Annotated in this window: 21 protein-coding genes; 12 read left to right on the plus strand and 9 right to left on the minus strand. The window is 61.5% G+C overall.

What is annotated here, in order from left to right:
• Positions 1–117: 117 nt before the first annotated feature.
• The 11 genes from gatB to SIC14_RS19115 all read left to right on the plus strand — a co-directional run bounded on the left by gatB (position 118) and on the right by SIC14_RS19115 (position 12,346).
• On the plus strand, positions 118–1,632 hold the full coding sequence (gene gatB, locus SIC14_RS19065) for an Asp-tRNA(Asn)/Glu-tRNA(Gln) amidotransferase subunit GatB (protein ID WP_412563488.1): 1,515 nt from the start codon (positions 118–120) through the stop codon (positions 1,630–1,632).
• A 179-nt stretch (positions 1,633–1,811) separates the two neighbouring features.
• Entirely contained in the window at positions 1,812–2,303 is a 492-nt protein-coding gene (locus tag SIC14_RS19070) for a thioesterase family protein (RefSeq protein WP_412563489.1), read from the plus strand.
• A 73-nt stretch (positions 2,304–2,376) separates the two neighbouring features.
• On the plus strand, positions 2,377–2,859 hold the full coding sequence (locus SIC14_RS19075) for a DUF4177 domain-containing protein (RefSeq protein ID WP_412563490.1): 483 nt from the start codon (positions 2,377–2,379) through the stop codon (positions 2,857–2,859).
• Positions 2,860–3,043: 184 nt separating this feature from the next.
• Positions 3,044–3,667, plus strand: a complete 624-nt coding sequence (locus SIC14_RS19080; RefSeq protein ID WP_412563491.1) for a J domain-containing protein — start codon at positions 3,044–3,046, stop codon at positions 3,665–3,667.
• Positions 3,668–3,767: 100 nt separating this feature from the next.
• Positions 3,768–4,826, plus strand: coding sequence for an NAD(P)H-dependent flavin oxidoreductase (locus SIC14_RS19085; protein WP_412563492.1), 1,059 nt, complete (start codon positions 3,768–3,770; stop codon positions 4,824–4,826).
• Between the two features lie 121 nt (positions 4,827–4,947).
• Positions 4,948–5,934: a cobaltochelatase subunit CobS gene (cobS, locus tag SIC14_RS19090; RefSeq protein ID WP_412563493.1), complete on the plus strand. Its 987-nt coding sequence runs from the start codon at positions 4,948–4,950 to the stop codon at positions 5,932–5,934.
• A 140-nt stretch (positions 5,935–6,074) separates the two neighbouring features.
• Positions 6,075–7,952, plus strand: coding sequence for a cobaltochelatase subunit CobT (gene cobT, locus SIC14_RS19095; protein WP_412563494.1), 1,878 nt, complete (start codon positions 6,075–6,077; stop codon positions 7,950–7,952).
• A 159-nt stretch (positions 7,953–8,111) separates the two neighbouring features.
• Complete coding sequence (locus SIC14_RS19100; RefSeq protein ID WP_412563495.1) at positions 8,112–9,914, plus strand: M24 family metallopeptidase; 1,803 nt, start codon at positions 8,112–8,114, stop codon at positions 9,912–9,914.
• 300 nt (positions 9,915–10,214) lie between these two features.
• Positions 10,215–10,556 carry a DUF427 domain-containing protein gene (locus SIC14_RS19105; protein WP_412563496.1) on the plus strand — a complete coding sequence of 114 codons (342 nt, stop codon included), beginning with the start codon at positions 10,215–10,217 and terminating at the stop codon, positions 10,554–10,556.
• Positions 10,557–10,562: 6 nt separating this feature from the next.
• Positions 10,563–11,870, plus strand: coding sequence for an SDR family oxidoreductase (locus SIC14_RS19110; protein WP_412563497.1), 1,308 nt, complete (start codon positions 10,563–10,565; stop codon positions 11,868–11,870).
• A gap of 5 nt (positions 11,871–11,875) precedes the next feature.
• Complete coding sequence (locus SIC14_RS19115; protein ID WP_412565901.1) at positions 11,876–12,346, plus strand: DUF2269 family protein; 471 nt, start codon at positions 11,876–11,878, stop codon at positions 12,344–12,346.
• Positions 12,347–12,407: 61 nt separating this feature from the next.
• On the opposite strand, the gene SIC14_RS19120 is transcribed toward SIC14_RS19115, so the two are convergent.
• Positions 12,408–14,135 carry a chloride channel protein gene (locus tag SIC14_RS19120; protein WP_412563498.1) on the minus strand — a complete coding sequence of 576 codons (1,728 nt, stop codon included), beginning with the start codon at positions 14,133–14,135 and terminating at the stop codon, positions 12,408–12,410.
• Between the two features lie 44 nt (positions 14,136–14,179).
• Here SIC14_RS19120 and SIC14_RS19125 point away from each other — a divergent pair, with 44 nt between their 5' ends.
• On the plus strand, positions 14,180–15,553 hold the full coding sequence (locus SIC14_RS19125; RefSeq protein ID WP_412563499.1) for an FAD-binding oxidoreductase: 1,374 nt from the start codon (positions 14,180–14,182) through the stop codon (positions 15,551–15,553).
• A 50-nt stretch (positions 15,554–15,603) separates the two neighbouring features.
• On the opposite strand, the gene recN is transcribed toward SIC14_RS19125, so the two are convergent.
• From recN to SIC14_RS19165, 8 genes are all read right to left on the minus strand, one after another.
• Positions 15,604–17,259 carry a DNA repair protein RecN gene (gene recN / locus SIC14_RS19130; RefSeq protein ID WP_412563500.1) on the minus strand — a complete coding sequence of 552 codons (1,656 nt, stop codon included), beginning with the start codon at positions 17,257–17,259 and terminating at the stop codon, positions 15,604–15,606.
• Positions 17,260–17,292: 33 nt separating this feature from the next.
• Positions 17,293–18,141, minus strand: coding sequence for an outer membrane protein assembly factor BamD (locus tag SIC14_RS19135; RefSeq protein ID WP_412563501.1), 849 nt, complete (start codon positions 18,139–18,141; stop codon positions 17,293–17,295).
• A 196-nt stretch (positions 18,142–18,337) separates the two neighbouring features.
• Positions 18,338–19,261, minus strand: a complete 924-nt coding sequence (lpxC, locus tag SIC14_RS19140; protein WP_412565902.1) for a UDP-3-O-acyl-N-acetylglucosamine deacetylase — start codon at positions 19,259–19,261, stop codon at positions 18,338–18,340.
• Between the two features lie 254 nt (positions 19,262–19,515).
• A complete protein-coding gene (gene ftsZ / locus SIC14_RS19145) occupies positions 19,516–21,210 on the minus strand; it encodes a cell division protein FtsZ (RefSeq protein WP_412563502.1) in 1,695 nt (564 codons plus the stop codon).
• Between the two features lie 374 nt (positions 21,211–21,584).
• Positions 21,585–22,130, minus strand: coding sequence for a hypothetical protein (locus tag SIC14_RS19150; protein ID WP_412563503.1), 546 nt, complete (start codon positions 22,128–22,130; stop codon positions 21,585–21,587).
• A gap of 42 nt (positions 22,131–22,172) precedes the next feature.
• Positions 22,173–23,507 carry a cell division protein FtsA gene (gene ftsA, locus SIC14_RS19155; RefSeq protein WP_412563504.1) on the minus strand — a complete coding sequence of 445 codons (1,335 nt, stop codon included), beginning with the start codon at positions 23,505–23,507 and terminating at the stop codon, positions 22,173–22,175.
• Between the two features lie 4 nt (positions 23,508–23,511).
• Positions 23,512–24,450, minus strand: a complete 939-nt coding sequence (locus tag SIC14_RS19160) for a cell division protein FtsQ/DivIB (RefSeq protein ID WP_412563505.1) — start codon at positions 24,448–24,450, stop codon at positions 23,512–23,514.
• On the minus strand, positions 24,438–25,358 hold the full coding sequence (locus SIC14_RS19165) for a D-alanine--D-alanine ligase (protein ID WP_412563506.1): 921 nt from the start codon (positions 25,356–25,358) through the stop codon (positions 24,438–24,440). Before SIC14_RS19165 ends, SIC14_RS19160 begins: the two co-directional genes overlap by 13 nt.
• Positions 25,359–25,361 lie beyond the last annotated feature (3 nt).

The raw sequence follows: 25,361 nt of genomic DNA on the forward strand, positions 1-25,361 counted from the left end.
CGTCGCAAGAGAGAGGAACATACACCACAACGAATTGGCAGACCGCTCCAAACCCCCTTGCCCCTCAACCGCCCCTGTCCTAGAACGCAGGCTGATGCTTTCGAAGGACATGAAACCATGCTGGACCTGACCTATGAGACCCCCAAGCCCAAGGTGATCGCCGGGGCGAAACATGACTGGGAACTTGTGATCGGCATGGAGGTCCATGCGCAGGTCAGCTCCAACGCCAAGCTGTTCTCGGGCGCCTCGACCAAATTCGGCGCCGAGCCGAACGCCAACGTGGCCTTTGTGGACGCCGCCATGCCCGGCATGCTGCCGGTCATCAACGAATACTGTGTTGAGCAGGCCGTGCGTACCGGTCTGGGCCTGAAGGCGGACATCAACCTGTTCTCGGCCTTTGACCGCAAAAACTACTTCTACCCGGACCTGCCGCAGGGCTATCAGATCTCGCAGCTTTATCATCCCATCGTGGGTGAAGGTGAAATCCTCGTGGACATGGGCCCTGGTGTGGCCCGTCTGGTGCGGGTGGAACGCATTCACCTGGAACAGGACGCTGGCAAATCGATCCATGACATGGATCCCAACATGTCCTTCGTGGACCTGAACCGCACCGGTGTGGCGCTGATGGAAATCGTGTCGCGCCCCGACATTCGTGGCCCGGAAGAGGCCGCCGCCTATGTGACCAAACTGCGCCAGATTCTGCGCTATCTGGGCACCTGTGACGGCAACATGCAAAACGGCAACCTGCGCGCGGATGTAAACGTCTCGATCTGCCGCCAGGGCCAGTATGAGAAGTATCAGAAAACCCAGGACTTCTCGCACCTCGGCACCCGGTGCGAAATCAAGAACATGAACTCGATGCGCTTTATCCAGGCGGCCATCGACGTTGAGGCGCGGCGTCAGATCGCCATTGTGGAGGCCGGCGGCACCGTCGATCAGGAAACCCGCCTCTACGATCCGGACAAGAACGAAACCCGTTCGATGCGCTCCAAGGAAGAGGCGCATGATTACCGTTACTTCCCCTGCCCTGACCTCCTGCCGCTGGAGATTGAACAGGCTTGGGTTGATGACATCGCCGCCTCGCTGCCGGAACTGCCCGACGCCAAAAAAGCGCGTTTCATGGGCGACTATGGCCTGACCGAATATGACGCCTCGGTGCTGACCGCGGACACCACCTCTGCCAGTTTCTTCGAAGGTGTGGTTGCGACCTGTGACGACGGTAAACTGGCCGCCAACTGGGTCATCAACGAATTGTTCGGCCGCCTGAAAGCAGATGAGAAAGACATCAGCGATAGCCCGCTGTCGCCCGCCGCATTGGGTGGCATCATCAAGCTGATCAAAGCGGACACCATCTCGGGCAAGATCGCCAAGGACGTTTTTGAAATCGCCTATACCTCGGGCCGTGATCCGGAAGAGATCGTGGAAACCGAAGGCATGAAACAGGTGACGGACACCGGCGCCATTGAGGCCGCTCTGGATGAAATCATCGCCGCCAACCCGGCGCAGGTGGAAAAGGCGAAGGTGAACCCGAAACTGGCTGGCTGGTTTGTCGGTCAGGTGATGAAAGCCACCGGCGGAAAGGCCAACCCCAAAGCGGTGAACCAGCTGGTGGCGCAGAAACTCGGCAGCTGAGCCACAACAACGGCAAAGACACAAAGAGCGCGCCTTCGGGCGCGTTTTTCTTTGCCACGCGGCACCGACCTGCCCCTTTCAATGATCCGAAAACACTCCCGCCGGAGGCATCCGCTCTTTCCTTTTCGCGGCCAGCTTGGCAGCTTGGGCGGCACGAGATCCAAACCGAGGCGCCGCTGATGTCAAACCAATCCCACGACCAGATTCCCTTCCTCTCTTCGGTGAAAACCGTTCTGCCGGAATGGATTGACTATAACGGCCATCTCAACATGGCCTATTACAACGTGCTGTTCGACACCGGCGCGGATGAGGCCTTTGCCGAAATGGGGTTTGGCCCCGATTATGCCGCAACCCGCAAGATGACAACCTATAGCGCCGACTTCCGGCTGCGCTACTTGCGTGAAATTCACGAAGGGGATCGGGTGCGGGTTGGGTTTCAGCTGCTCGACACCACGCCCAAAAGCTTTCATTTCTGCCAGTGGCTTTTGCATGAAGACGGCTGGCTTTCGGCCACCGGCGAAGGGGTTGGGCTGCATGTGGATATGTCTGGTCCAAAAGTCGCGCCTTACCCCGATGATGTGGCAGCCAAGGTCGAAAAGATGCGTGCGGACCACGCCAAGTTCGCTGCGCCCGATTTTGTTGGCTTGCCCCTTGGCCTCAGACGTGGCTAAGAGGGCGCGAACAGATTGAACCGCCGTCCCTGCCCTGTTAGGGTCCGCGGCGTTTCCAACAAGGGTCTCTTTCATGACGCAATATGATTACAAGGTTGTTCCCGCCCCCGCACGTGGCCTGAAAGCCAAAGGGGTCAAAGGCGCTGAGGCCCGCTTTGCCCATGCGATGGAAACGCAGTTGAACGAACTGGCCGCCGAAGGCTGGGAGTTTCAGCGCGCCGAAACCCTGCCCAGCGAAGAGCGTCAGGGGCTGACCTCTTCGGTCACCAACTACCGGTCCCTGCTGGTGTTTCGCCGGCTCAAAACGGAAGAAGCCGCCGGTGTTGATGCGGCAGTTCAGGCGGATGGGTTTCAGCCGATGCCGGTTGATCCTGCTGACGAAAAACCCGGGGCGGAGGCCGAACCAGATGAAGCGCCAGCCGCAGAAGAGGCCTCTTCTGACCGTGAGGTTGAAGGCGAAATGCGTGACGCGCTGCGCGACCGCGACATGAGCGAAGCCCTACGCGACCGAGTGGCGCAGCTGATGGACAAGGGTGAGACCCAGAAGGCGGACTAAGCCCCCCTCTTTGCCCCCCCCTCTTTACCAAAGGGGCAGCTCTGCCCTAACGTAAACGGCCCGCGACGGCGCTGGCATGACCCGCCATTTGTTAACGGCAAATTTATGCAGTTGCAGCAAATTTGCCCTTCAACTTGACCCGATTTGGTCTATTATCGGCGGTCCGAGTCGAAAAGGTGATCTCATGGATAAATCAGACCCCTTCGGGTTCGATATGTCGATCAAATCGGCAAAGAAGAAGAACCCCCGTGGCCGCCGCACCATGTCCGGTGCGTCGGAAACGTCTACCCGGCAGTGCGAACATGAAGGCTGCACCGAACCCGGGTCATACCGCGCGCCGAAAGCGCCGGATGTACTGGATGAATTCCGCTGGTTCTGCAAGGACCACGTGAAGGAGTATAACTCCAAGTGGAGCTTCTTTGACGGTAAAACCGAAGCAGAGACCAACGCCCAGCGTTCCTCTGACAAGGTATGGGAGCGGGAAACCAAAAAGGCCACCGATCCCGAAGCCCGTGCCTGGGCCCGTCTGGGGATTGAGGATCCACATCAGGTCTTGGGGGGCAATGCCACGCAGAACCCCGGCCGCAACGCCGGTGCCGGCCGTCGCCTGCCGTCGGTGGAACGCAAAGCGGTGGAGATTCTGGCCGTGCAGGACACCATGTCCAAGGCCGAAATCCGCAAGGCTTACAAGAAACTCATCAAAGTGCTGCACCCCGATATGAACGGGGGCGACCGCAGCCAGGAAGAACAGCTGCAAGAGGTCATGTGGGCCTGGGATCAGCTGAAGGACAGCCGCAACTTCCTGTGATCTTTCACTTTGGTAGAAATACGAACCGCGCCTTTACGGCGCGGTTTTTGTTTGTGCCCCCTCTGGCCACGGTCCATGCTGCACCCAAACGGAGGCGGCAATGCACAGCACATTGGCAACGCAACTGGGGTTAACCTGCCCGATCATTCAGGCCCCGATGGCCGGGGTTTCGACACCGCTTCTGGCGGCCGAAGTCTGCAAGGCGGGCGGCATGGGCGCATTGGGGCTGGGTTCGGTGGACGCCGAGGGTGGGCGTAAGGCGATCCGTGCCGCGCGGGCCTTGGGGGCAAGCTGCCTGAACGCCAATTTCTTCTGCCACCAGCCTACAGCCATCGATCCCGCCAAGGCGGCGGCATGGCTCAGCGCGCTGACGCCCGAATTTGCCCGATTTGACGCCACACCGCCAAATGAACTGCATGAGATCTATCTCTCTTTTGTCAGTGATCCAGCCCGCCCTGAAATGCTGCTCGAGGAACGGCCCGAGGTTGTCTCCTTCCACTTTGGCCTGCCCTCCACCGAGGTCATCGCCGCTTTGAAAACGGCTGGGATTACACTGTTCGCCTCTGCCACCAATATTGATGAGGCACGGGCCTGCATGCACGCCGGAATGGATGCGATTGTGGTGCAGGGGATTGAGGCCGGCGGCCACCGTGGTTGCTTTGACCCAGACGCAAAGGACGACGCCCAAAGCACGCTGGTGTTGCTGGCGCAGATCAAACCCCACACCGATCTGCCCTTGATTGCCGCAGGTGGGCTGATGGATGGGGCGGATTGCGCACGCGCCCTGCAGGCGGGGGCCGATATGGTGCAGCTAGGCACCGCCTTTATCCTTTGCCCTGAAACCTCAGCCGATGCAGGCTACCGCGCGGCCATGGCCTCGGACGCGGCAGACAATACCGGTTTCACCCGCGCCATTTCCGGCCGACCGGCCCGCGCACTGCCCAATGCCTTCACCGCCTGGGGGGCCACACAACAGCTAGAAAGCCCCGGCTACCCGCACACCTACGATGCAGGTAAAGCGCTGCACGCAGCGGCCAAGGCCAAGGGCGATCACAGCTACGGCGCCCATTGGGCCGGCTCTGGCGCTGGCCGCGCCCGATCCCTGCCCGCAGCCCAGCTGATGGCAGCGTTAACGGCAGAAATCGCCCAACACTCGTGACGTAGTGTCACTTTTCCCCCGCCCCTGTCGCTTTTCGCCTTTTCCTTCGCGTTTCCGTCGATATGTTGCTGCGTGAGACGCATTTCGGGTGGCACCCCACCCTGAACGAAGAGGAAGAACCATGGCCGAGGGCATGATGGACCAGAACGCAAAACCCACCGAAGATATCTCGGTTCGCGATGTTTTTGGCATCGACACCGACATGACCGTGAAGGGCTTTGCCGAACGCGGCGACCGCGTGCCGGAAATTGACCCGACCTACAAGTTCGACCCGGACACCACGCTGGCCATTCTGGCCGGTTTCTCGCGCAACCGTCGTGTGATGGTGCAGGGCTACCACGGCACCGGCAAATCAACCCATATCGAACAGGTTGCCGCCCGCCTGAACTGGCCCTGTGTGCGGGTGAACCTCGACAGCCACATCAGCCGGATCGACCTGATCGGTAAGGACGCGATCAAACTGCGTGATGGCAAGCAGGTCACCGAATTCCACGAAGGCATCCTGCCCTGGGCGCTGCGCAATCCGACTGCGATTGTATTCGACGAATATGATGCGGGCCGTGCAGACGTGATGTTTGTGATCCAGCGTATTCTGGAAGCGGACGGCAAGCTGACGTTGCTGGACCAGAACGAAGTGATCACTCCGAACCCCTATTTCCGCCTGTTTGCCACCGCAAACACCGTGGGTCTGGGCGACACCACTGGCCTTTACCACGGTGTACAGCAGATCAACCAAGCGCAGATGGACCGTTGGTCGCTGGTCGCAACGCTGAACTACCTCAGCCATGACGCGGAAACCAACATCATCCTGTCAAAGAACCCGCATTACAACACCGAGGCCGGTCGCAAGACCATCGGCCAGATGGTGACGCTGGCGGATCTGACCCGGACTGCCTTCATGAACGGCGATCTGTCCACCGTGATGAGCCCGCGGACCGTGATCAACTGGGCCCAAAACGCCGAGATCTTCCGCAATGTGGGCTATGCTTTCCGTCTAAGCTTCCTCAACAAATGTGATGAGCTGGAGCGTCAGACCGTGGCCGAGTTCTACCAGCGCTGCTTTGACGAAGAGCTGCCCGAAAGCGCAGCTAGCATGAGCCTCGGTTAAGCCAACACGCCCGGCGCCGCGCCGGGCAGCGCCCGCCCCGCCCCCAAGGCGGGCGCTTTGCATCCGCCCGGGATCGGGCGCTGCCCTAGGGGGATCCACGCGCAATTCCGCGCGGCCCCGCATCCGCAGGCGAAGACGACATGAAAAAACCGACCGACAACCCAGCCGATCCGTTCAAAAAGGCCCTTGCTGAGGCCACCAAGGTCATGGCCGATGACCCGGAATTGAACGTCGCTTATACGGTTGATCCGGCAGGCATGGCGGGCGACACCATTCGTCTGCCGCAGGTCAGCCGCCGGATGACACGGGATGAGGTTCTTTTGGCCCGCGGCACCGCTGATGCCTTGGCGATGCAGCGCAAGTATCACGACGTCAACACCCATGCCCGCTATGCGCCCCCCGGCGACATGGCGCGCAGCCTCTATGAGGCGATGGAAACCGCCCGTTGCGAAGCGATGGGCGCGCGCGACATGCCCGGCACCGCCGGCAACATCGACGCCAAGATTGAATCCGAGGCCCGCCGCGCTGGCTACGACCAGATCAAACAGACATCTGACGCGCCGCTGCCCGTGGCCGCGGGCTATCTGATCCGCCATCTGGCCACCGGGCGCGATATGCCGCCCGCCGCCGCCAATGTCATGGATCTGTGGCGCGGCTTCATCGAAAATCAAGCCGGTGGCACCCTGGACGATCTGCAGGAACGCCTGTCGGACCAAGCCTCTTTTGCCAAGTTTGCCCGCCAGATCATTCAGGATCTCGGCTATGGCGACCAGCTGGGCGAGGATCCTGACGAAGAGAACGAGGATCAGGAGGACGAGGCCAGCGACGATCAGGAAGAGCAGCAGGAGCCCGACAGCTCGGGTCAAGACGATCAGGAAGATCAAGAGGCCGAAGCCGACCCCGAACGCTCGCAGGAAGAGCAGCAGGACAGCTCTGAAGCGCAAGTGTCGATGGACGACATGGCTGAGGAGGAGATGACCGACGAAAGCGAGCTGCCTGACGGCGAAGCGCCGCTGGAACCGCCCGCTCCCGCGCCTGCCTCTGACGCGGATCCCAACTATCTGGTCTATAACGACACATTTGACGAAGAAATCATGGCCGAGGAACTGGCCGAGCCGGCGGAGCTGGAGCGGCTGCGCGCCTATCTGGATCAACAGCTGGAACCGCTGAAAGGTGCCGTCAGCCGTCTGGCCAACAAGTTGCAGCGTCGCCTGCAGGCGCAGCAGAACCGCAGCTGGCTGTTTGACATGGAAGAGGGCATTCTGGACGCGGGTCGTCTGGCCCGTGTGGTGGCCAACCCGACCACGCCCTTGTCGTTCAAAGTGGAAAAAGACACCGAGTTCCGCGACACCGTGGTGACATTGCTGCTTGATAACTCCGGCTCGATGCGCGGGCGCCCGATCTCAATCGCGGCGATCTGTGCGGATGTGCTGGCCTCGACACTGGAACGCTGTGACGTGAAGGTCGAGGTGCTTGGCTTCACCACCCGCGCCTGGAAAGGCGGACAGGCCCGTGAGAAATGGCTGGCCGAGGGTCGTCCGCAGCAACCCGGCCGCCTGAACGATCTGCGCCACATCATCTACAAAAAGGCCGACGCGCCGATGCGCCGAACCAAGGCCAATCTGGGCCTGATGATGAAAGAGGGGCTGCTGAAAGAAAACATCGACGGCGAGGCGCTGGAATGGGCGCACCGCCGGATGCTGGCGCGTCCCGAGCAGCGCAAAATCCTGATGGTGATCTCCGACGGTGCGCCGGTGGATGACTCGACCCTGTCGGTGAACCCGGCCAACTATCTGGAAAAGCACCTGCGTGATGTGATTGCGATGGTGGAAAAGCGCAAACAGGTTGAGCTGATCGCCATCGGCATCGGCCATGATGTGACGCGCTATTACCAGCATGCGGTGACCATCACCGACGCAGAACAGCTGGCCGGTGCCATGACCGAACAGCTGGCGGGTCTGTTTGACCAAGACCCCCGCGCCCGCGCACGCACGATGGGAATGAAAAAGGCGCTGTAAGCCTGCGGGGTTCGGCGTTTTATAGCAGGAAACAAGTCGTGCGCGCCTTTGGCGCGCGCTTGTCGTCTCGGCGTTGCCGCCTCGCGGGTGCCTCCGGCGGGGATATTTGTGCCAAGAAGAACAGGCGGTTGCGCTGCAATTGCCATGAGGGAGAAAGCCATGTTTCAGAGCTTTGACGAAAGCGCCAGCCCGGCGCAGGGCCCGGCCCGACTGGCCGCATTGCGCGCGGTCCTGGCAGCCGAAGGGCTTGCCGGATTTATCATCCCCCGCGCCGATGCGCATCAGGGTGAATATGTGGCTGAACGCGATGACCGTCTGGCCTGGTTGACCAGCTTTACCGGATCGGCCGGTTTTGCGGCAGCGCTGCACGATGTGGCTGGGGTGTTTATTGACGGGCGCTACCGCACGCAGGTGAAGGCACAGGTGGATCTGGACCATTTCACCCCGGTGCCCTGGCCCGAGGTCTCTTTGGCGGCATGGCTGAAAGCGCAACTGCCCGAGGGTGGCGAGGTCGGCATCGACCCCTGGCTGCACACCGTTGGTGGTGTGATGGATCTGGAGGCGGCGCTGGTCGGTTCCGGCATTGTGCTGCGGGAGGTCGCCAATCTGATTGATCAGGTTTGGCAGGATCAGCCTGCGGCCCCTTTGGCGCCTGTGTCGGTCTATGAGGATGCCTTGGCGGGCGAAAGCCACGGCGACAAACGGGCCCGGCTGGCTGCGGATCTGCGCAGTGCTGGCCATGACGCGGCGGTGATCACCCTGCCGGATTCGCTGGCCTGGCTGTTGAACATCCGGGGCAGTGATATCCCGCGCAACCCGATCCCGCATGGCTTTGCCGTGTTGCACAACAGCGGCGCGGTGGATCTCTTTATGGCAGAGGAAAAGCTATCGCCTGAGGTGCGGGCGCATCTGGGCAATGAGGTTTCGCTGCATCCGGTGGCGGCGCTGGAAACTGCGGTGGCGGCCTTGCCGGGGAAGATCCGCCTGGATCGCAACACCGGACCGCTGGCGCTGAAACAGGCGATTGAAACCGGCGCTGGGGAAGTGGCGCTGGGACGCGACCCCTGTATTCTGCCTAAGGCCTGCAAAAACCCGGTTGAGATTGCCGGCAGCCGCGAGGCGCATCTGCGCGACGGGGCGGCGATGTGTGAGTTTCTGGCCTGGTATGACGAACAACCCATCGGCAGCCTGACCGAGATCGATGTTGTGAAACAGCTGGAGGCCTGCCGTCGTGCCACTGGCGCACTGAAAGAGATCAGCTTCGAGACGATCTCGGGCACCGGTCCCAATGGGGCGGTCATTCACTACCGTGTCAGCGAAAAGACCAACGCGCGGCTGGAGGACGGACATCTTCTGGTGCTGGATTCCGGTGGGCAGTATCTGGACGGCACCACCGACATCACCCGCACCCTGCCAGTTGGCGCTGTGGGGGATACGGAAAAAACCTGTTTCACCCGTGTCTTGCAGGGCATGATTGCCATGTCGCGGCTGCGGTTTCCCAAGGGGCTGTCGGGGCGTGACATTGACAGTGTAGCGCGCGCGCCGCTGTGGGAAGCAGGGCTGGATTATGACCACGGCACCGGCCATGGCGTTGGGGTGTACCTTTGTGTCCATGAGGGGCCGCAGAACCTTAGCCGGCGCGGGGTGGAGCCGCTACAGGCGGGCATGATCCTGTCCAATGAGCCAGGCTATTACCGCGAGGGGGCCTTTGGCATCCGGATTGAGAACCTGATTGTGGTGCAGGAGGCCGCCGCTCTGGCGGAAGGCGATGCACGGCCGATGATGGATTTTGAAACCCTGACCTATGTGCCGATTGACCGCCGTCTGATCGTGGCGGATATGCTGACCGAGGCGCAGCGGGACTGGCTCAATGGCTACCATCAGACCGTCCGCGACAAAATCAGCCCTCGGCTTAGCGACAAAGCCAAGCTATGGTTAGCGCAATCATGCGCGCCTGTGTAAAACACAGGGGAATTGCCGTGTAACACACACGGGATTTGAGGCCGCCTTGACCCGACCTTGCATTGGGCAGGCACAGGGCAGGCACATATGTAACGAAACCAAGAGACCCCGGGGCCGGACCACCCTGCCCCGGAGATGAACATTTTGTTTGCCAATTGAGCTGCGACTGACCGGATCCTGCCGGACCGGAACGGGTCGTTGCCTGTCACATTCGGTCGCATCCGGGGCTAAGCCCCTGACACATCGGTGTAACATTTGGCGGGCAAAGCGAAGCGACAGATCGAACGAGGGGAGAGAACCATGACGAATATCACCATCCACAAGGCCGCAGGCACCTGGGTTGTCCGCGCAGGCGGCGCGGTTCTGGGCGAAAGCCAGAATGCACTTGAACTGGTCGAAGGGTCTTATGAGCCGGTGATCTACTTCCCGCGCGAAGACATTGCGATGGCCTTCCTTGACGAAAGCGATCACCGCAGCAACTGCCCGCATAAGGGTGAGGCCAGCTATTTCTCGATCGTGACCAAATCCACCACGCTGGAAAACGCGGTTTGGTCCTATGAGGACCCAAAGGAAGATGTGGCGCGGATCAAGGGCTATCTGGCCTTCTATGTCAGCGACAAGCTGGCGGTGGAGCGGGTTTAACCTGCGATGCCTTCCCCCTCCCCTCGGGCCCTGGTGCTGGGTGGCTATGGGCTGATCGGGGCGTCTGCGATGCGGGCGCTTTCGGAAGCGGGGTTTGACGTTACCGGTGTCGGGCGGTCCCTTGCGGCCGCCCGTCTTGTTTTGCCTCAGGCGCGGTGGGAAATTGCCGATCTGACCCGTCTTGAGGCAACAGACTGGGCGCAGCTGTGTGCGGGCTATGACGTTGTGGTCAATGCGGCGGGGGCCTTGCAGGACGGCGGCGGCGATGACCTGTGCGCCATTCATGAAGACATGCTGCGGCACCTGCTGGCGGGGGTGCAAGGCCGCGATGTGCGGCTGGTGCAGATCTCGGCGGCCGGGGTCTCGCCCGAAGCCTCCACCGAATTTTTCCGCTCCAAGGCGCGGGGGGATGCGTTGATCAGGGCGTCGGGGGTGGCGCATGTGATCCTGCGCCCGACGCTGGTACTGGGACAGGCGGCCTATGGCGGCACGGCGCTATTGCGCGCCGCAGCGGCGCTGCCGCTTGTGGATTGGCAGATGCTGCCGGAGGCACGGATCCAAACCGTTGCGCTGGCGGATCTGAACCGCGCGATTGTTGCCGCCGCTCGGGGTGAGGTGCCAGCGGGCACTGTTGCAGACATCACCGAAGCCGAGAGCCGACCCTTCCCAGAGTTGGTGCAGGACATGCGTGCGTGGCTGGGCGTGCCAACGCCAAAGCTGCGCCTGCCCCTGCCCGGTTTTGCCCTGCGTCTGATCGGCCTCGGCGCGGACTTGCTGGCAGGTTTGGGTTGGAAATCTCCCCTACGCAGCACCGCACTGCGGGCTTTGGCGGATGGGATCACCGGCGATCCGACTGATTGGGAAAAAGCCGGCGGCCCCGCGTGTCGCAGCCTGCAAGAGGTCCTGGCAAACACTCCGGCGACCGTGCAGGAACGATGGTTTGCCTGCAGCTACCTGCTGCTGCCCTTGATCCTGGCAACATTGGCGCTGTTCTGGCTCGCTTCCGGCCTAATCGGGTTTTGGCAGTTTGAGGCGGCACAACAGGTCCTGACCAATCGTGGGATGGGTTCGGGCACGGCGGGTATGAATGTTGCCGTTGGAATTGGCCTGGACCTGCTGCTGGGCACGCTGGTGCTGTTTCGGCGTTGGGTCAAAGTGGCCTGTCTGGGCATGGTCGCCGTGACATTGGGCTATCTGGCGGCGGGAACTCTACTGGCACCGGATCTGTGGATGGACCCGCTGGGGCCTTTTGTGAAAACCCTCCCCGCGGCGGTGCTGGCACTGGTGCCTCTGGCGCTGATGGGCAACCGGTGACTGCGATGCTGAGCTACGAAATCCTGCGGTTTCTGCATGTGTTTGGAGCGACGGTACTGCTCGGCACCGGTGCGGGCATTGCATTTTTCATGGTGGTCGCTCACCAAAGCCGCAATGCCGCGCTGATCGCCCATGTGGCAGGGATCGTGGTGCTGGCGGACATGGTGTTCACCGCCACGGCTGCGTTCTTTCAGCCGATCACCGGCTATCTGCTGATGCGAGAGGTCGGCTATGGGTTGAGCGACACTTGGGTGTGGCTGTCACTGGGGCTTTATATCTTTGTTGGAATGTTCTGGCTGCCGGTGGTCTGGATCCAACTGCAGATGCGCAATCTGGCCCGTACGGCGGCCTCCTCTGGCGCTTCTCTGCCGCAGCGGTATTTCCGGCTCTACCGGATCTGGTTCGCCTGTGGCTTTCCCGCCTTCTTTGCGGTGCTTGCGATCCTTTGGCTGATGCTAACGCGGCCCGCGTTCTGAGCCGCAGGGGACTGGCAGGGCCACGGTTGCAGATTGAGTATTTGCGGATCGTTGAACGCGCTTAGCTGTGTTCCTCGGCCGCGGTGGCCGCGAGGGCGCGGTTGTAGGTTTCCAACGCATCCACATGGAACAACGCGCCGTGCAGCGCCCGTCCGCCGGCGTCATCCGCGGCCCCGACAACAGGGATGAAGGGTACCCCCGCCTTGTCAAACAGCGGCATCGCCTCTTGCAGGGTTGCGTCCGGGGAGAGGAAAATCCCGTCTTCGATCATCTCATGGCACTGGTCCGTGTCTGCCGCGCCGGGATCTTCGGGCGCGCGCATCACGGCGGCTGCGCGGAACATCGCCAGCAGGTAGGATTGCGGACCTGCCGCCACACAGGCACCGCGCCGCTCCAGCTGGGTGAGGAAAAACGAGCGGTCCACCAACCGCGAGGCCAGCGCGGTCGAGAGCGACACTGCCACCATTACCGCCAGACCGGTCTGCCAGTCGCCGGTCATTTCAAACACAATCATCGTGGTCGAGATAGGTGCCCCCAGAACCGCCGCCGCCACAGCCCCCATGCCCGCCAATGCGTAAAGCGTATGGGCACCCGAAACTTCTGGAAACAGACTGGTGGCGATCAGCCCGAAAGCAAGACCGGTAAAGGCCCCGATCATCAGCGAAGGGGAGAACATGCCGCCCCCCATGCGGCCTGCCATGGTGATCGCCACCGCAACCACCTTGACCACCGCAAAGAGCACCGCCTGCCACAGCAGGATCTGCCCCGTCAGCGTTGCCGAGAGTGTTTCATAGCCCACCCCGATGATATGCGGGAAAGCAACGGCAATCAGCCCCAGCAAAGCCCCCGCCACCGTGGGGCGCAACCAGCGGGGCATACCCGTGCGCTGTTGCACGAGGTTGCCAAAATCCTCAGCAAAAAAGACCGAACGCATCAGCACCGTCGCCACCAAGCCGCAGACAAGCCCCAAGAGGATGAAGGCAGGCAGTTCAATATAGAACTCCAGCACATTGTCGGCAGGCAGCAGAAATTCTGTCACCCCACCATATTCCAGCCGGTTGATGATGGTGCCCGCGACCGAGGCGATCACAATCGGGGCGAAGGCATGCACCGCAAAGTGGCGCAGCACCACCTCCAGCGCAAACAGCGCACCTGCAATGGGGGCGTTGAACGAGGCCGACACCGCCGCCGCCACGGCGCAGCCCAAGAGGTCACGGCCAGTGATACCATCGGCGCGCAATTCATCGCTGACCCGGGACGAAATCATCGCCGCCATATGCACTACCGGCCCTTCGCGGCCTGTTGATCCGCCCGAGGACAGGGTGATGAGCGAGGCAAAAGCCGAGGCAAACCCCGCCTTATACTCCACCCGCCCGTTGTGCATGGCCGCGCCTTCGATGACATCGGCGACGGAACGCACCCGACCATCGGGTGTAAACAGGTGCAGGATGATCCCAGTCAGCAGGCCGCCCAGAATGGGCAGCAGCAGGATCCAGTACCACGGCAGGGTCTCGGCAAAAGAATGCAGCCGCGCCACATCATCAGTGCCATAGAGAAAGGCCTGCAGGCTCTCGATCCCTTTGCGGAACCCAAGCGCGGCAAAACCAGCGCCGGTACCGATAGCGGCGGCGATCAGCCAGAACTGCACCTGCGACGGGCCTTGCCGGCGCATCAGGCGGTAGGCCTCCACAAAGGAGTGCAGCCAATCGCGCGTCAGCCGGATCAGATGGGTGCGGGTGCCGTCGGACAATGTGATCTCCTGCCGCAGGGCCTGTCTCTGGCGCCTCATGGCTGGATCGCCTAGGGTGCGCCGCAGGAATGACGGAGGCCCCCATGTCGATCGATACAGCAATCGAAGCGCTATCTACCCTTCTAGGACAACGGCTTAGCCGCTCCAAGTCCGATCTTGACCAACATGGCACCTCAGAGACGCATTTTGCCCTGACCCCGCCCGATGCGGTGGCCTATCCGGCAAACACCGAAGAGGTCAGCGAGATTGTGAAGATCTGCGCCGCCCATGGCTGTCCGGTTGTGGGCTTTGGCGCGGGCACCTCTTTGGAGGGGCAGACATTGGCGGTTCAAGGCGGTGTGGTGGTGGATTTCCGTGACATGGCGGCGGTGCTGCATGTCGGGGCCGAGGACATGGACGTCACCGTGCAACCCGGCATCACCCGCGAAGTGCTGAACGAAGAACTGCGTGCCACTGGGTTGATGTTTCCGGTCGATCCCGGTGCCAATGCCTCGATCGGCGGTATGGCCTCGACCCGGGCCAGCGGCACAACAGCGGTGCGCTATGGCACCATGCGCGACAATGTACTGGGGCTGGAGGTGGTTCTGGCGGACGGGCGCATCATTCAGACCGGCACACGGGCGCGCAAATCCGCCGCCGGCTACGATTTGACCGCACTGTTTGTGGGCGCGGAGGGCACGCTGGGGCTGATCACCGCCCTTACCCTACGGCTACAAGGCCAGCCCGAGGCGGTGACCTCAGCCGTCTGTGCCTTTGACGATATCGAGGCGGCGGTCAGCGCGGTGCAGATGACCATCCAGATGGGCATCCCTATGGCGCGGATCGAATTTGTTGATGCTGCCACCGTGGCTGCGGTGAATGCCTATTCCAAAATGGACCTGCCGCTCTGCCCGCATCTGCTGATCGAGTTTCATGGCTCTGAGACGGCAGTGGAAGAACAGGCGACCCTGTTTGGTGAAGTAGTTGAAGAGTTCGGCGCCAAAGGCTTTGAATGGGCCAAAAAGGCAGAGGAGCGCAAAGCGCTCTGGACCATGCGCCACCATGCCTATTGGGCGATTGTGCAGTCCCGCAAGGGCTGCAAGGCGCTGGTGACGGACATCTGCGTGCCGATCTCAAAACTGGCCGAAGCGGTGGAGCAGACCCGCGCTGATATCGCCGCCTCACCCATTGAGGGGCCTATTCTGGGGCATGTGGGCGATGGCAACTTCCACGCCATTCTGCTGTTTGATGAGAGCAATGAGGGTGAGGTGCAGGCCGCCCATGATCTGTCGCACCAGATGGTCGAACGGGCGCTGGCGCTTGGCGGCACGGCCACCGGTGAACATGGCATCGGCATGGGCAAGAAGAAGTACATGCGGGCCGAACATGGCGCCGCCTGGGATGTGATGGGCGACATCAAACAGGCGCTGGACCCGCAGAACCTGATGAATCCCGGCAAACTGGTGCGGGGCAACTGATCCGCAAATTGTGGTCAGCGGGGCCGGGTCCGCCCCCCCGCGGCGCTAGATCAGCGTGCGGCCAATAGGGATTTCGCGGCGGCGCGGGCCTCTTCGGTGATGTGATCACCGGAGACCATACGCGCAATCTCATCCACACGTTCGCCGTCATCCAGCGGCACAACCCGCGAGGTGGTGACATTGTCCTCCACCTGCTTTTCCACCCGCCAGTGATGCGCGCCAAGGGCGGCCACCTGCGGCGAGTGGGTGACCACCAGAACCTGACCGCCCTCGGACAACGCTGACAAACGGCGCCCTACGGCATCTGCGGTTGCGCCGCCAACGCCGCGGTCGATCTCGTCAAAGATCATGGTCACGCCGGATTGGGTCTGGCTCAGGCAGACTTTCAGGGCCAGCAGGAAACGGCTGAGTTCGCCGCCCGAAGCGATCTTGCCCAGGGGACCTGCCGGAGCGCCGGGGTTTGTGGCCACGGTGAATGCCACCTCATCGCGACCTTCGGGTCCGGCTTCGGCCAGATTCACACCGGTACGGAACACGGCGCGTTCCATTTTCAGCGGGGCCAGTTCCGCCGAAACCGCCGCATCCAGCTTGGCGGCGGAGGTGCCGCGCGCCTCGGTCAGGGTATCGGCGGCCTGATCATAGGCCAGCTCTGCCGCTTTGACCGTCTGCGCCAGTTCGGCAAGGTCGCCCTCGCCTTGATCCAGTGTTTTCAGACGCACCCGCAGATCGTCACCAAACTTGGCCAGATCATCGGCCACAATCGAATGTTTGCGGGCCAGCGCGCGAATGGCGAAGAGGCGTTCTTCACAAATTTCCAGCTCATGCGGATCAAACCGCAGCTGGTCCAGCGCGCCCTCAACGCCCTGCACTGCTTCGCCCAATTCAGCAAAGGCACGGCCCAGAGCATCAATCGGCGCGTCCAACAGGCCTTCAACCTGCTGCGTGGCATCTTCTAGCCAGCGCACGGCGTCGCCCATCGCGCCTTCGGCGCCGTCGCCTGACAGTGCCTGAAACGCGCGCGCCACATCTTCGCGGACCTTTTCAGCGCCCTGCATCTGGCGGCGGCGAATGTCTAGTTCCGCCTCTTCACCGGGCTGCGGATCCAGCTGATCAAATTCGGCCACCGCATGGCGCAGGAATTCCTCTTCGGCGCGGATTTCGGCAATCGCCGCCTCGGCCTTGGCCAAAGCCTTGCGTGCCTTAGACAGCTCCCGCCAACGCAGACGCACATCCTCTTGCAACGCCGGATAGGCGCCAAAAGCGTCCAGCAATCCGCGGTGCCCCTTGGCATCCAACAGGCCACGGTCATCATGCTGGCCGTGCAATTCAATCAGGGTTTCCGACAGCTGCCGCAGCACTTCGCCCGAACAGCGTCGATCGTTGACCCAGGCCGTTTTGCGCCCGTCCTTACGGTTCACACGACGCAGGATCAGCTCATCCCCGTCCGACGGCATGCCTGCCTCGTCCAGCACCGCATGGGCGGCGTGATCTTCTGGCAGTTCAAAGACGGCAACAACCTCGCCCTGATCCGCGCCCGTACGCACCAGTTCAGCCCGTCCGCGCCAGCCCAGCACAAAGCCCAGCGAATCCAGCAGGATCGACTTACCAGCGCCGGTTTCCCCGGTCAGCACATTGAGACCCGGTTGGAAATCCAGGTCCAACCGGTCAATGATCAGCATGTCGCGAATTTCAAGCGCGCGCAGCATCGGCCTTCCTTCTCCGGATCAGACCCAAGCGGGTCAGATCCACTTGCCCTGAAGGGTCTGACGATAGATCTGACGCAGCCAGCTGTCGCCTGTGGCTTCCAGTTCCAGCCCGCGACCGGTCAGCAGCTTGTAACTGTCCTCGTACCAGTCGGTGGAGCGGAAGTTATGGCCCAGGATTGCACCTGCAGTCTGTGCTTCCTGTGTCAGCCCCAGCGAGAGATAGGCCTCGACCAGCCGGTGCAGCGCTTCGGCGGCGTGGCTGGTGGTCTGAAATTCCTCGACCACCACGCGGAAGCGGTTGATCGCCGCCGGGAAATGTTCCCGACGCAGGTAATACCGACCGATCTCCATCTCTTTGCCGGCCAGATGGTCAAAGGCCAGGTCGAACTTCAGGATGGCAGAGCGGGCATATTCGCTGTCGGGGTAGCGTTCGATAACAGTGCGCAGCGATTGCAACGCCTGGAAGGTCAGACCCTGATCGCGGCCCACCTCGTCAATCTGGTCATAGTAGCTCAGCGCCAGCAGATACTGCGCATAAGCCGCATCTTCGTCGGTTGGGTAGAAGTCGATATAGCGCTGCGCTGCGCCGCGGCTGTTCTCGTAGTCCTTATCCTTGTGATAGGAGAAGGCCTGCATGATCAGCCCGCGCTTGGCCCAGTCGGAATACGGGTACAGGCGCTCAATCTCAGAGAAATAGAACGCCGCCTGATCCGGCTTCTTGCGTTCCAGTTCGTATTCGGCACGGCCAAAGATCTGTTCAGCGGTGTAGGTTTCCAGCGGGATCTTGCGCCCTTCGGTGCCGCCATCGCCGCCGCACGCAGCCAGCGTACCAGCTAGGAGAAGAACCGCGATCCCCCGTTTACGCGACCCAATGCCTGTCATGATCTGTCTACCCTCACCTGGACTTCCACTGCATTGATAGCGCAGTGCTTCCTGAGGTCCTAGCACAGAAAATTGCGAGGCAAAACGTCTTTGGCAGGTTTTCGCCCGTCACCGCACAGGCTGAAACGACAAAAGGACCGCAGCGGACTGCGATCCCTTTTCGGAGTCACTTTTTCAAGTGAGAATTCCCCGTCGCTTAGGCGACAGCGGGGATTTCATCCAAGTGCACACCAACCCCGGGCAGACGGGCCTGCATGTCGCGATCACAGGTCACCATGCGGAAGGCATCGGGCTGGGCAAAGAGTGCGCGCAACAGGTCGTTGGTCACCGCATGACCGGCGCGGAAACCGGTGTAATGTCCCAGGATCGGGGCCCCTGCAAGCGCCAGATCGCCAAGCGCATCCAGCATTTTATGGCGCACCGGTTCATCCGCGTGGCGCAAGCCCGCGCCGCTTTCGACCACGGCACCGTCAAAGACCACAGCGTTTTCACCGGCCACGCCGCCAAGCGCCAGACCGTTGTCTTGCATCCACTCGACTTCGGCACGGCGGCAGAAGGTGCGGCAGTTCGAAAGTTCCCGCACAAACGCGCCATTGGCCATCTGCAGACCTTTTTCCTGCACGCCGATCGCTTCTTCCTCAAAGCTGATGTGGAAATCGATACGCAATTCGTCTGCTGGCTCCAAACGGGCCCAGGCATCGCCCTTGCGCACATCAACCGGTTTCAGGATTTCAATCACCCGCACCGGAGTTTCCTGCGACCGCAGGCCACGCGACAAGAGACCTTTGACAAACTGCGCCGAGCTGCCATCTAGGATCGGCACTTCGGGGCCGTTCACATCCACCATTGCGTTGTGAATGCCACAGCCTGCCAGCGCCGCCATGATGTGTTCGACAGTAGACAGCGTGGTGCCGGCCTCATTGACGATTTTGGTGCAGAGCGGGGACTGGTGCACAACGTCATAACGGGCGGGTATCAGCGCATCGCAATCGGTGACATCGGTTCGACGGAACCAGATGCCATGTTCTGGCGATGCCGGGTGAACCGTCATACGCACAGGTTTTCCAGAATGCAGCCCTACGCCGGTAAAGGTGACCGGCCCGTTCAATGTCGTCTGCAAGATCGTCCCCAGTATCTTGGCCCGCGTTAGGTGCGGAGCGCCATCTTCGTACTGGCGGGTGATCACAGTCACAACTCAATCTTTGTAACGCTCTGAAACATGGCTGTTATAAATGCGCCAAAATCCGCTCATTAACCGAATAAGCCGTTGAGGGAAAAGGAAAAGAGCCGCCCTGGGGCGGCTCTGATTAATGATGTTTAACGTGAGGGAACCTGACCGATTTCCCGATGTTTTTTGACCAGATGGTCTGCAGATCAGTTGGCCTGACGGCGCAGGAAGGCGGGGATTTCGATCCGATCCTGTTCGGCCTCGTCCTCATATTCCTGATGCACCGGCTGCGCCTGTTGCGCCTGCTGGGCGCTGACCTGCGGCTGCTGACGCGCCACCGGGGCCTGCGGCTCCTGAGCGTGGCCGGTCATGCGGTTGATCAGCGAGTTCAGACCAAAGCGCGACTTTTCCTGATCGCCTGCCGAGGCTGCCGGAGCCGCCTGAGCTGCAGGCTGCTGCTGCGTGGGTTGCGGCGCGGGCTGCTGGGCTGCGGGGGCGTTGTGCACGGCCGCCTGCAGACGGGCCATCGCCTCGGGCGAAGGCTGACCTGCTGGGCGCGGCTGCGGTGCAACAAAACTCTCGGCAACCTCTTCCTGCGGGGCTTCATAGACATCGGCCTGCGGCTGGAACTGCTGAGGCTGTGGCTGGTAGGCCGGCGGCGGCAGGTCTGCAGCGCCTTGCTCTTCTTCGAAGATGTCTTCCATCTGATCCTGCGCGGCGGCCTGCTGCGCGTCCAGATCGCCAAACAGGCTGGGCTCTGCGGGAGCTTCGGCAACTGGGACCGGTGCGGGCTGTGCCGGTGCAGGTGCAGCCTGAACGGTTTCGATGGTGGGTGCCACCGGTGCAGGCGCCGCCTTGGCCTCTTCAACGCTGGTGGTCTGGGTCAGTGGCGCAGCCATGGAACGGCGCGGTACCGGGATGTCCTGTACCATTTCGGAAGCATCGATGCCGGTGGCCACAACGCTGACACGCATGCCGCCATCCAGTTCGGTGTCAAGGGTCGAGCCGACGATGATGTTGGCCTCGGGATCCACTTCCTCGCGGATGCGGTTGGCAGCTTCGTCCAGTTCGAACAGGGTCAGGTCGTGACCGCCGGTGATGTTGATCAGCACACCCTTCGCACCACGCAGGCTAATTTCGTCCAGCAGCGGGTTGGCGATGGCTTTCTCGGCGGCCTGAATCGCGCGATCTTCGCCAATCGCTTCGCCGGTGCCCATCATCGCTTTGCCCATCTCGTCCATCACGGCACGCACATCGGCAAAGTCGAGGTTGATCAGGCCCGGACGGACCATCAGATCAGTGACCCCTTTAACGCCCTGATACAGCACGTCATCCGCCATCGAGAAGGCTTCGGTGAAGGTGGTTTTCTCATTGGCCAGACGGAACAGGTTTTGGTTCGGAATGATGATCAGCGTGTCGACCATCTTCTGCAGGGTCTCAACCCCTTCTTCCGCCTGACGCATGCGTTTTGCGCCTTCAAACTGGAAGGGTTTGGTCACAACACCCACGGTCAGCACGCCCAGCTCACGGGCGGCCTGTGCGATGATCGGCGCGGCGCCAGTGCCGGTGCCGCCGCCCATGCCAGCGGTGATGAAGCACATGTGGGCGCCCGCCAGGTGGTCAACGATCTGTTCAATGCTTTCTTCGGCAGCGGCGGCCCCAACGGTGGCACGGGCGCCTGCGCCCAGACCTTCGGTGACTTTCACACCCAGCTGGATCCGCGACTGCGCGCTGGATTGCTGCAGCGCCTGCGCATCGGTGTTGGCGACCACGAAATCGACCCCGGTCAGGTCTTTCTCGATCATGTTATTCACAGCATTGCCGCCAGCACCGCCGACGCCAAAGACCGTGATGCGGGGTTTCAAATCGTCGTGCCCGGGCACCGAAAGGTTCAATGTCATGGATCTGTCCGCCTGATATCGTTGATCCGCATTTCGCGGGTGTTTTTTATGCCTATTACCTTTGATGGTAACGAGAACCAACCCATGCGTCACCAAAAAAACATAAAAAAGCCACGAAATATGGGGCAAACAGAGGTCAAACCTGCGGGATCTTGCCGATCCGCAGAGATCTAGCGGTTTTTTGACATCCCGCCACAAATCACACGTTCTGACCACGATTGCGCGGGGCGAACATGCGTTTCAACTGTCAAATGGGGGGCTGCGCCCGTCCCTCAAAGTCCCGTCGATTGCCTGGCGGTTATCCACAGCTTATCCCCAATATGCGGGGGCGTCACTCGGAAACCGCCGCCGATGTGAAAAAAGCCTCAGATCGCCTAGCGCGCCGCAATCAGCAGACGCACGGCCGCCCCCGGCGCTTCCAGCGCATCCCAAGTTTTGTAAGCCGCAACATAGATGGCTTGGTCACTGTCCATCCTCCCCCAGGCTTGAACCGCCCTGGACGACAGCCCCTGTCCGCGCTCTGCATTGGTGGCGAGGTCATATTGCTTCACCCAAGGCAAGGCCAGACGATAGCTCTGGTCAGGTGTCAAGCTGGGCAATCCAACAAGACAGGCACCTTCCCCACGCGCCGATCCCAATTGCACCAACACGCCTGAACTGTTGTCCTGAAGGAACACAGATCCGTTGCGCTCCCCAGCTGCTACAAGCCGTAAATTTCTGGTTTCTGCAAAACCACGCTTGAGAAACTCCGCTTCGGCAGCAGCCCAATCCGGGGCGTGCCGCGCACAAACGGCCACCGCCCGCGCCGCTGATTTGATCTCGAGAGGGGGTGCCGGAGTTTCGCTTATGCCTTTGGAACTGGTTGTATTGCAGCCAGCCAAAGCCGCCATGACTGCCACAATCGCAAATGCCTTACGCATAATTAACTCCGAATATTCCAATTTTCTTCAAACGGGTGCCGCTTACCAGTTTTCACGGAACCAGCGCACGGCGCGTTTCAAGCTGCGGCCGGCAGCGCGATCGACGGGCAATTCGAAATCCCACCATTCGTCCTGCGGATGCGCCGCAAACAGACACATCCCCACGGCCGAGGCAAACCCCGGGCCGGTGGCGGCCTGTGGCAGGCCGTGCACCCGCAAGGGTCGGCCCAGCCGGACCTGCTGCCCCAATATGCGGCTGGCCAAGCCGTCCAGACCGGGGATCTGGCTGCCACCGCCGGTCAGCACGATCTGTTGGCTGGGCATATGTTCAAACCCTGCCGCATCCAGACGGACACGCACCTCTTCCAGAATTTCTTCGACGCGCGGTCGCATGATGCCAATCAGCTCGGCCCGGCTGACATTGCGGCGGTCGTGCTCCCAGTCACCCGTGTCGCCGCCGATGTCGATCATCTCGCGGTCGTCCATACCGGTGGCAACCACGCCGCCGTAGAAGGTTTTGATCCGCTCGGCCGTGGCCTGCGGCACCGAGAGACCCATCGAAATGTCCCCAGTGACATGATCACCGCCCATACGCACCGCATCAGCATAGATCATGTGTTTCTTCATGAAGATCGAGATCGAAGTCGAACCGCCGCCCAGATCGATACAGGCCGCGCCCAGTTCTTGCTCATCCTCAACCAGCGCCGAAATGCCGCTGACATAGGCGGAGGAAGCAATGCCCGCCAACTCCATATCGCAACGTTTCACACAATGTGCGAGCGTCTGCACCACCGCTGCATCCACCGTCAGCATATGCAGATCAGTAGACAGACGGTTGCCCAGCTGGCCCCGCGGATCGCCCAGACCCGAGCGATGGTCCAATGCAAAGTTCACCGGCTGCGCATGCAGCACCTCACGTCCCTGCCCGTAGTCCGGCACATCACAGGCCGCCAGCACCTGGCTGATGTCCTGTTCGCCCACGATCTGCCCCTGCAGATCAATGGCCCCGGTCAGACCGTAGCTGCGCGGCTGAGCGCCTGAAAAACAGGCAATCACGTGGTCAACACGGATGTTGGCCATCTTCTGTGCCGCCTGCAGCGCGGTGCGAATGGCGCGTTCGGTTTCGGCCATGGCGTGGATTTCACCAAACTTCACCCCACGCGAACGGGTGGTTGCGGCACCGATAACCCGGAAACCCGCCTGCCCCGCCAAGGAGCCAACGCCTTCGGTTTCGAAATTGCCATTGGTGCCGTCAAAGCGCAGCACCAGACAGGCAATTTTGGAACTGCCCACGTCCAAAATAGCCACCACGCCCCGTTGCATCGCGGCTTTGCGCATGTTGCGCATTGCGCGTTGGCTGTCATAAAGATCAAACATACCGTCAGTCCTCGAAACCGATCTTGTTAATGCGCCACCACTGCTCAACGGCGGCCTGGTTCATTCGAATGGTCGGGCGGCTGCCCAGCCGCACGTCCACATGCGCGAGGTCCCGCGCCATCACATCCTGCGCCTGATGCAGCGCAATCACCCGCTCCAGCGCCTGAACGGCACCGTCTTCGGGCAGCAAAATTCGTTGGCCGCGATCCAGCACCACATCCCAGCGCCGTGCGCCCATCCGCACCACACCGCGGGTGCGCGGCCCAAGCGGCCCAAGCGCCGCAATCAGTTGCAACGCCTCGGGCACCGCCAGATCGGCGCCTTCACCGGCGATCAGCGGCAGGGTGGCGTGGCTGTTGCGCAACTCGGCTTGTCCAACGTAGTAGCCATGCTCATCCAGCAGGGCCAAACCGTCGTCATTGCGCCACAGGATCACCGGCACCCGTTCGGTCACATCAACCTGCAACAGCCCGCCTGGGCGGACGCGGATCGACACGTCCTTGACCGCCGGAAGTTCGGCGATGGTCTGTCGCATTTCATCCAGGTTCAGATCAAACGAGCTGACAGGAAAGTCGATCGGCAGGATCTCCCGAATATCTTCAGACACACTCTCGCCCGCCCCATCGATGGCCATCAGCTTGACCATAAACTCGGGCCGCGAATGGATTTCGTTGCGCACGTCAGCAACCCACAGACGCAGAGCGTCGCGGTTGTCCTGATCCGAGAAATACAGCGTTCCGCCCAGAAACGCCGCCCCCATCGGCAGCCCTACCTTCAGCAGGGACCGGAACAGCGGCGTCAACATCAGGCGCTGAAAACGATAGGCCCAGCGCGACGGCGCCGGGTCATTTCGGGTCTGTTTTTGCGGTTGTGGCTGGGCGCCCAGCAAAGCCTGCCGCCTTGCCTCCAGCCGTTTCATGGTCTCGGCGCTCATCTGCTGCATGAGGCATCCTCCACCAGCCAGCGGCAAAGCTCACCAAAGCTGATCCCCTGCAACTGCGCCTGTTCCGGGCTAAGCGAGGTGGGTGTCATACCGGGCTGGGTGTTGGTTTCCAGCAAGATCAACCCGTCCAGCCCCCGCGCCTCATCCCAGCGGAAATCCGTGCGGCTGAGGCCACGGCACCCCAGCGCCTGATGGGCTCGCAGAGCAAAGTCTTCGCAGGCGGCGTAAACGTCAGCCGGAATATCCGCAGGCACCACATGGCGCGAGCCGCCAGTTTTGTATTTGGCGTCGTAATCATACCAGCCGTCGGTCAGAATGTCGGTCACACCAAGGCAACGTTCGCCCATGACCGAGGCCGTCAATTCGCGTCCCGGCACAAAGGTTTCCACCATCACGGTCTCGGGCATGTCCGGCGACAGCACTGGCGGGCCATTGGCGGCCTCATGCACCAGATACACCCCGACCGAGGAGCCCTCATTATAAGGTTTCACCACATAGGGCGGTGGCAGCACGTGATCGGTTTCAACCGCGGCCTTGGCTGCTAGTTTGCTGGTGGCAATGGGCAGCCCGGCCTCGGCGAAGATCTTTTTCGAACGCTCTTTGTCCATCGCCATCGAAGAGGCCATCACACCAGAATGGGTGTAGGGAATCTGCATCCATTCCAGCAGCCCCTGCACGCAGCCGTCCTCACCCCAGCGACCGTGGAGCGCGTTAAAGACCACATCCGGTTTAATCTCGTTGAGGCGCGCAGCCAGATCGGGGCCGGCGTCGACCTCTACCACCTGGAATCCTTCACCCTCCAGCGCACGCGCGCATTCGTGACCAGAACTCAGCGACACCTCGCGTTCCGCAGAGGGGCCACCTTTCAGGACCACGACCAGAGGGGTTGCCCTGCTCGACATACCCACACT

The sequence above is a fragment of the Thalassobius sp. MITS945101 genome, from assembly GCF_047123305.1.
In the GTDB taxonomy this organism is placed as follows: Bacteria; Pseudomonadota; Alphaproteobacteria; order Rhodobacterales; family Rhodobacteraceae; genus Thalassobius.

Coding starts and splice junctions, on each gene's coding strand:
- cobS (WP_412563493.1), top strand. CDS start 4,948: ATGGCCGAGGGCATGATGGACCAGAACGCAAAACCCACCGAAGATATC.
- SIC14_RS19085 (WP_412563492.1), top strand. CDS start 3,768: ATGCACAGCACATTGGCAACGCAACTGGGGTTAACCTGCCCGATCATT.
- SIC14_RS19125 (WP_412563499.1), top strand. CDS start 14,180: ATGTCGATCGATACAGCAATCGAAGCGCTATCTACCCTTCTAGGACAA.
- SIC14_RS19080 (WP_412563491.1), top strand. CDS start 3,044: ATGGATAAATCAGACCCCTTCGGGTTCGATATGTCGATCAAATCGGCA.
- ftsZ (WP_412563502.1), bottom strand. CDS start 21,210: ATGACATTGAACCTTTCGGTGCCCGGGCACGACGATTTGAAACCCCGC.
- SIC14_RS19070 (WP_412563489.1), top strand. CDS start 1,812: ATGTCAAACCAATCCCACGACCAGATTCCCTTCCTCTCTTCGGTGAAA.
- SIC14_RS19150 (WP_412563503.1), bottom strand. CDS start 22,130: ATGCGTAAGGCATTTGCGATTGTGGCAGTCATGGCGGCTTTGGCTGGC.
- gatB (WP_412563488.1), top strand. CDS start 118: ATGCTGGACCTGACCTATGAGACCCCCAAGCCCAAGGTGATCGCCGGG.
- SIC14_RS19160 (WP_412563505.1), bottom strand. CDS start 24,450: ATGCAGCAGATGAGCGCCGAGACCATGAAACGGCTGGAGGCAAGGCGG.
- SIC14_RS19075 (WP_412563490.1), top strand. CDS start 2,377: ATGACGCAATATGATTACAAGGTTGTTCCCGCCCCCGCACGTGGCCTG.
- cobT (WP_412563494.1), top strand. CDS start 6,075: ATGAAAAAACCGACCGACAACCCAGCCGATCCGTTCAAAAAGGCCCTT.
- SIC14_RS19100 (WP_412563495.1), top strand. CDS start 8,112: ATGTTTCAGAGCTTTGACGAAAGCGCCAGCCCGGCGCAGGGCCCGGCC.
- SIC14_RS19115 (WP_412565901.1), top strand. CDS start 11,876: ATGCTGAGCTACGAAATCCTGCGGTTTCTGCATGTGTTTGGAGCGACG.
- SIC14_RS19105 (WP_412563496.1), top strand. CDS start 10,215: ATGACGAATATCACCATCCACAAGGCCGCAGGCACCTGGGTTGTCCGC.
- SIC14_RS19135 (WP_412563501.1), bottom strand. CDS start 18,141: ATGACAGGCATTGGGTCGCGTAAACGGGGGATCGCGGTTCTTCTCCTA.
- SIC14_RS19110 (WP_412563497.1), top strand. CDS start 10,563: ATGCCTTCCCCCTCCCCTCGGGCCCTGGTGCTGGGTGGCTATGGGCTG.
- recN (WP_412563500.1), bottom strand. CDS start 17,259: ATGCTGCGCGCGCTTGAAATTCGCGACATGCTGATCATTGACCGGTTG.
- ftsA (WP_412563504.1), bottom strand. CDS start 23,507: ATGTTTGATCTTTATGACAGCCAACGCGCAATGCGCAACATGCGCAAA.
- SIC14_RS19120 (WP_412563498.1), bottom strand. CDS start 14,135: ATGAGGCGCCAGAGACAGGCCCTGCGGCAGGAGATCACATTGTCCGAC.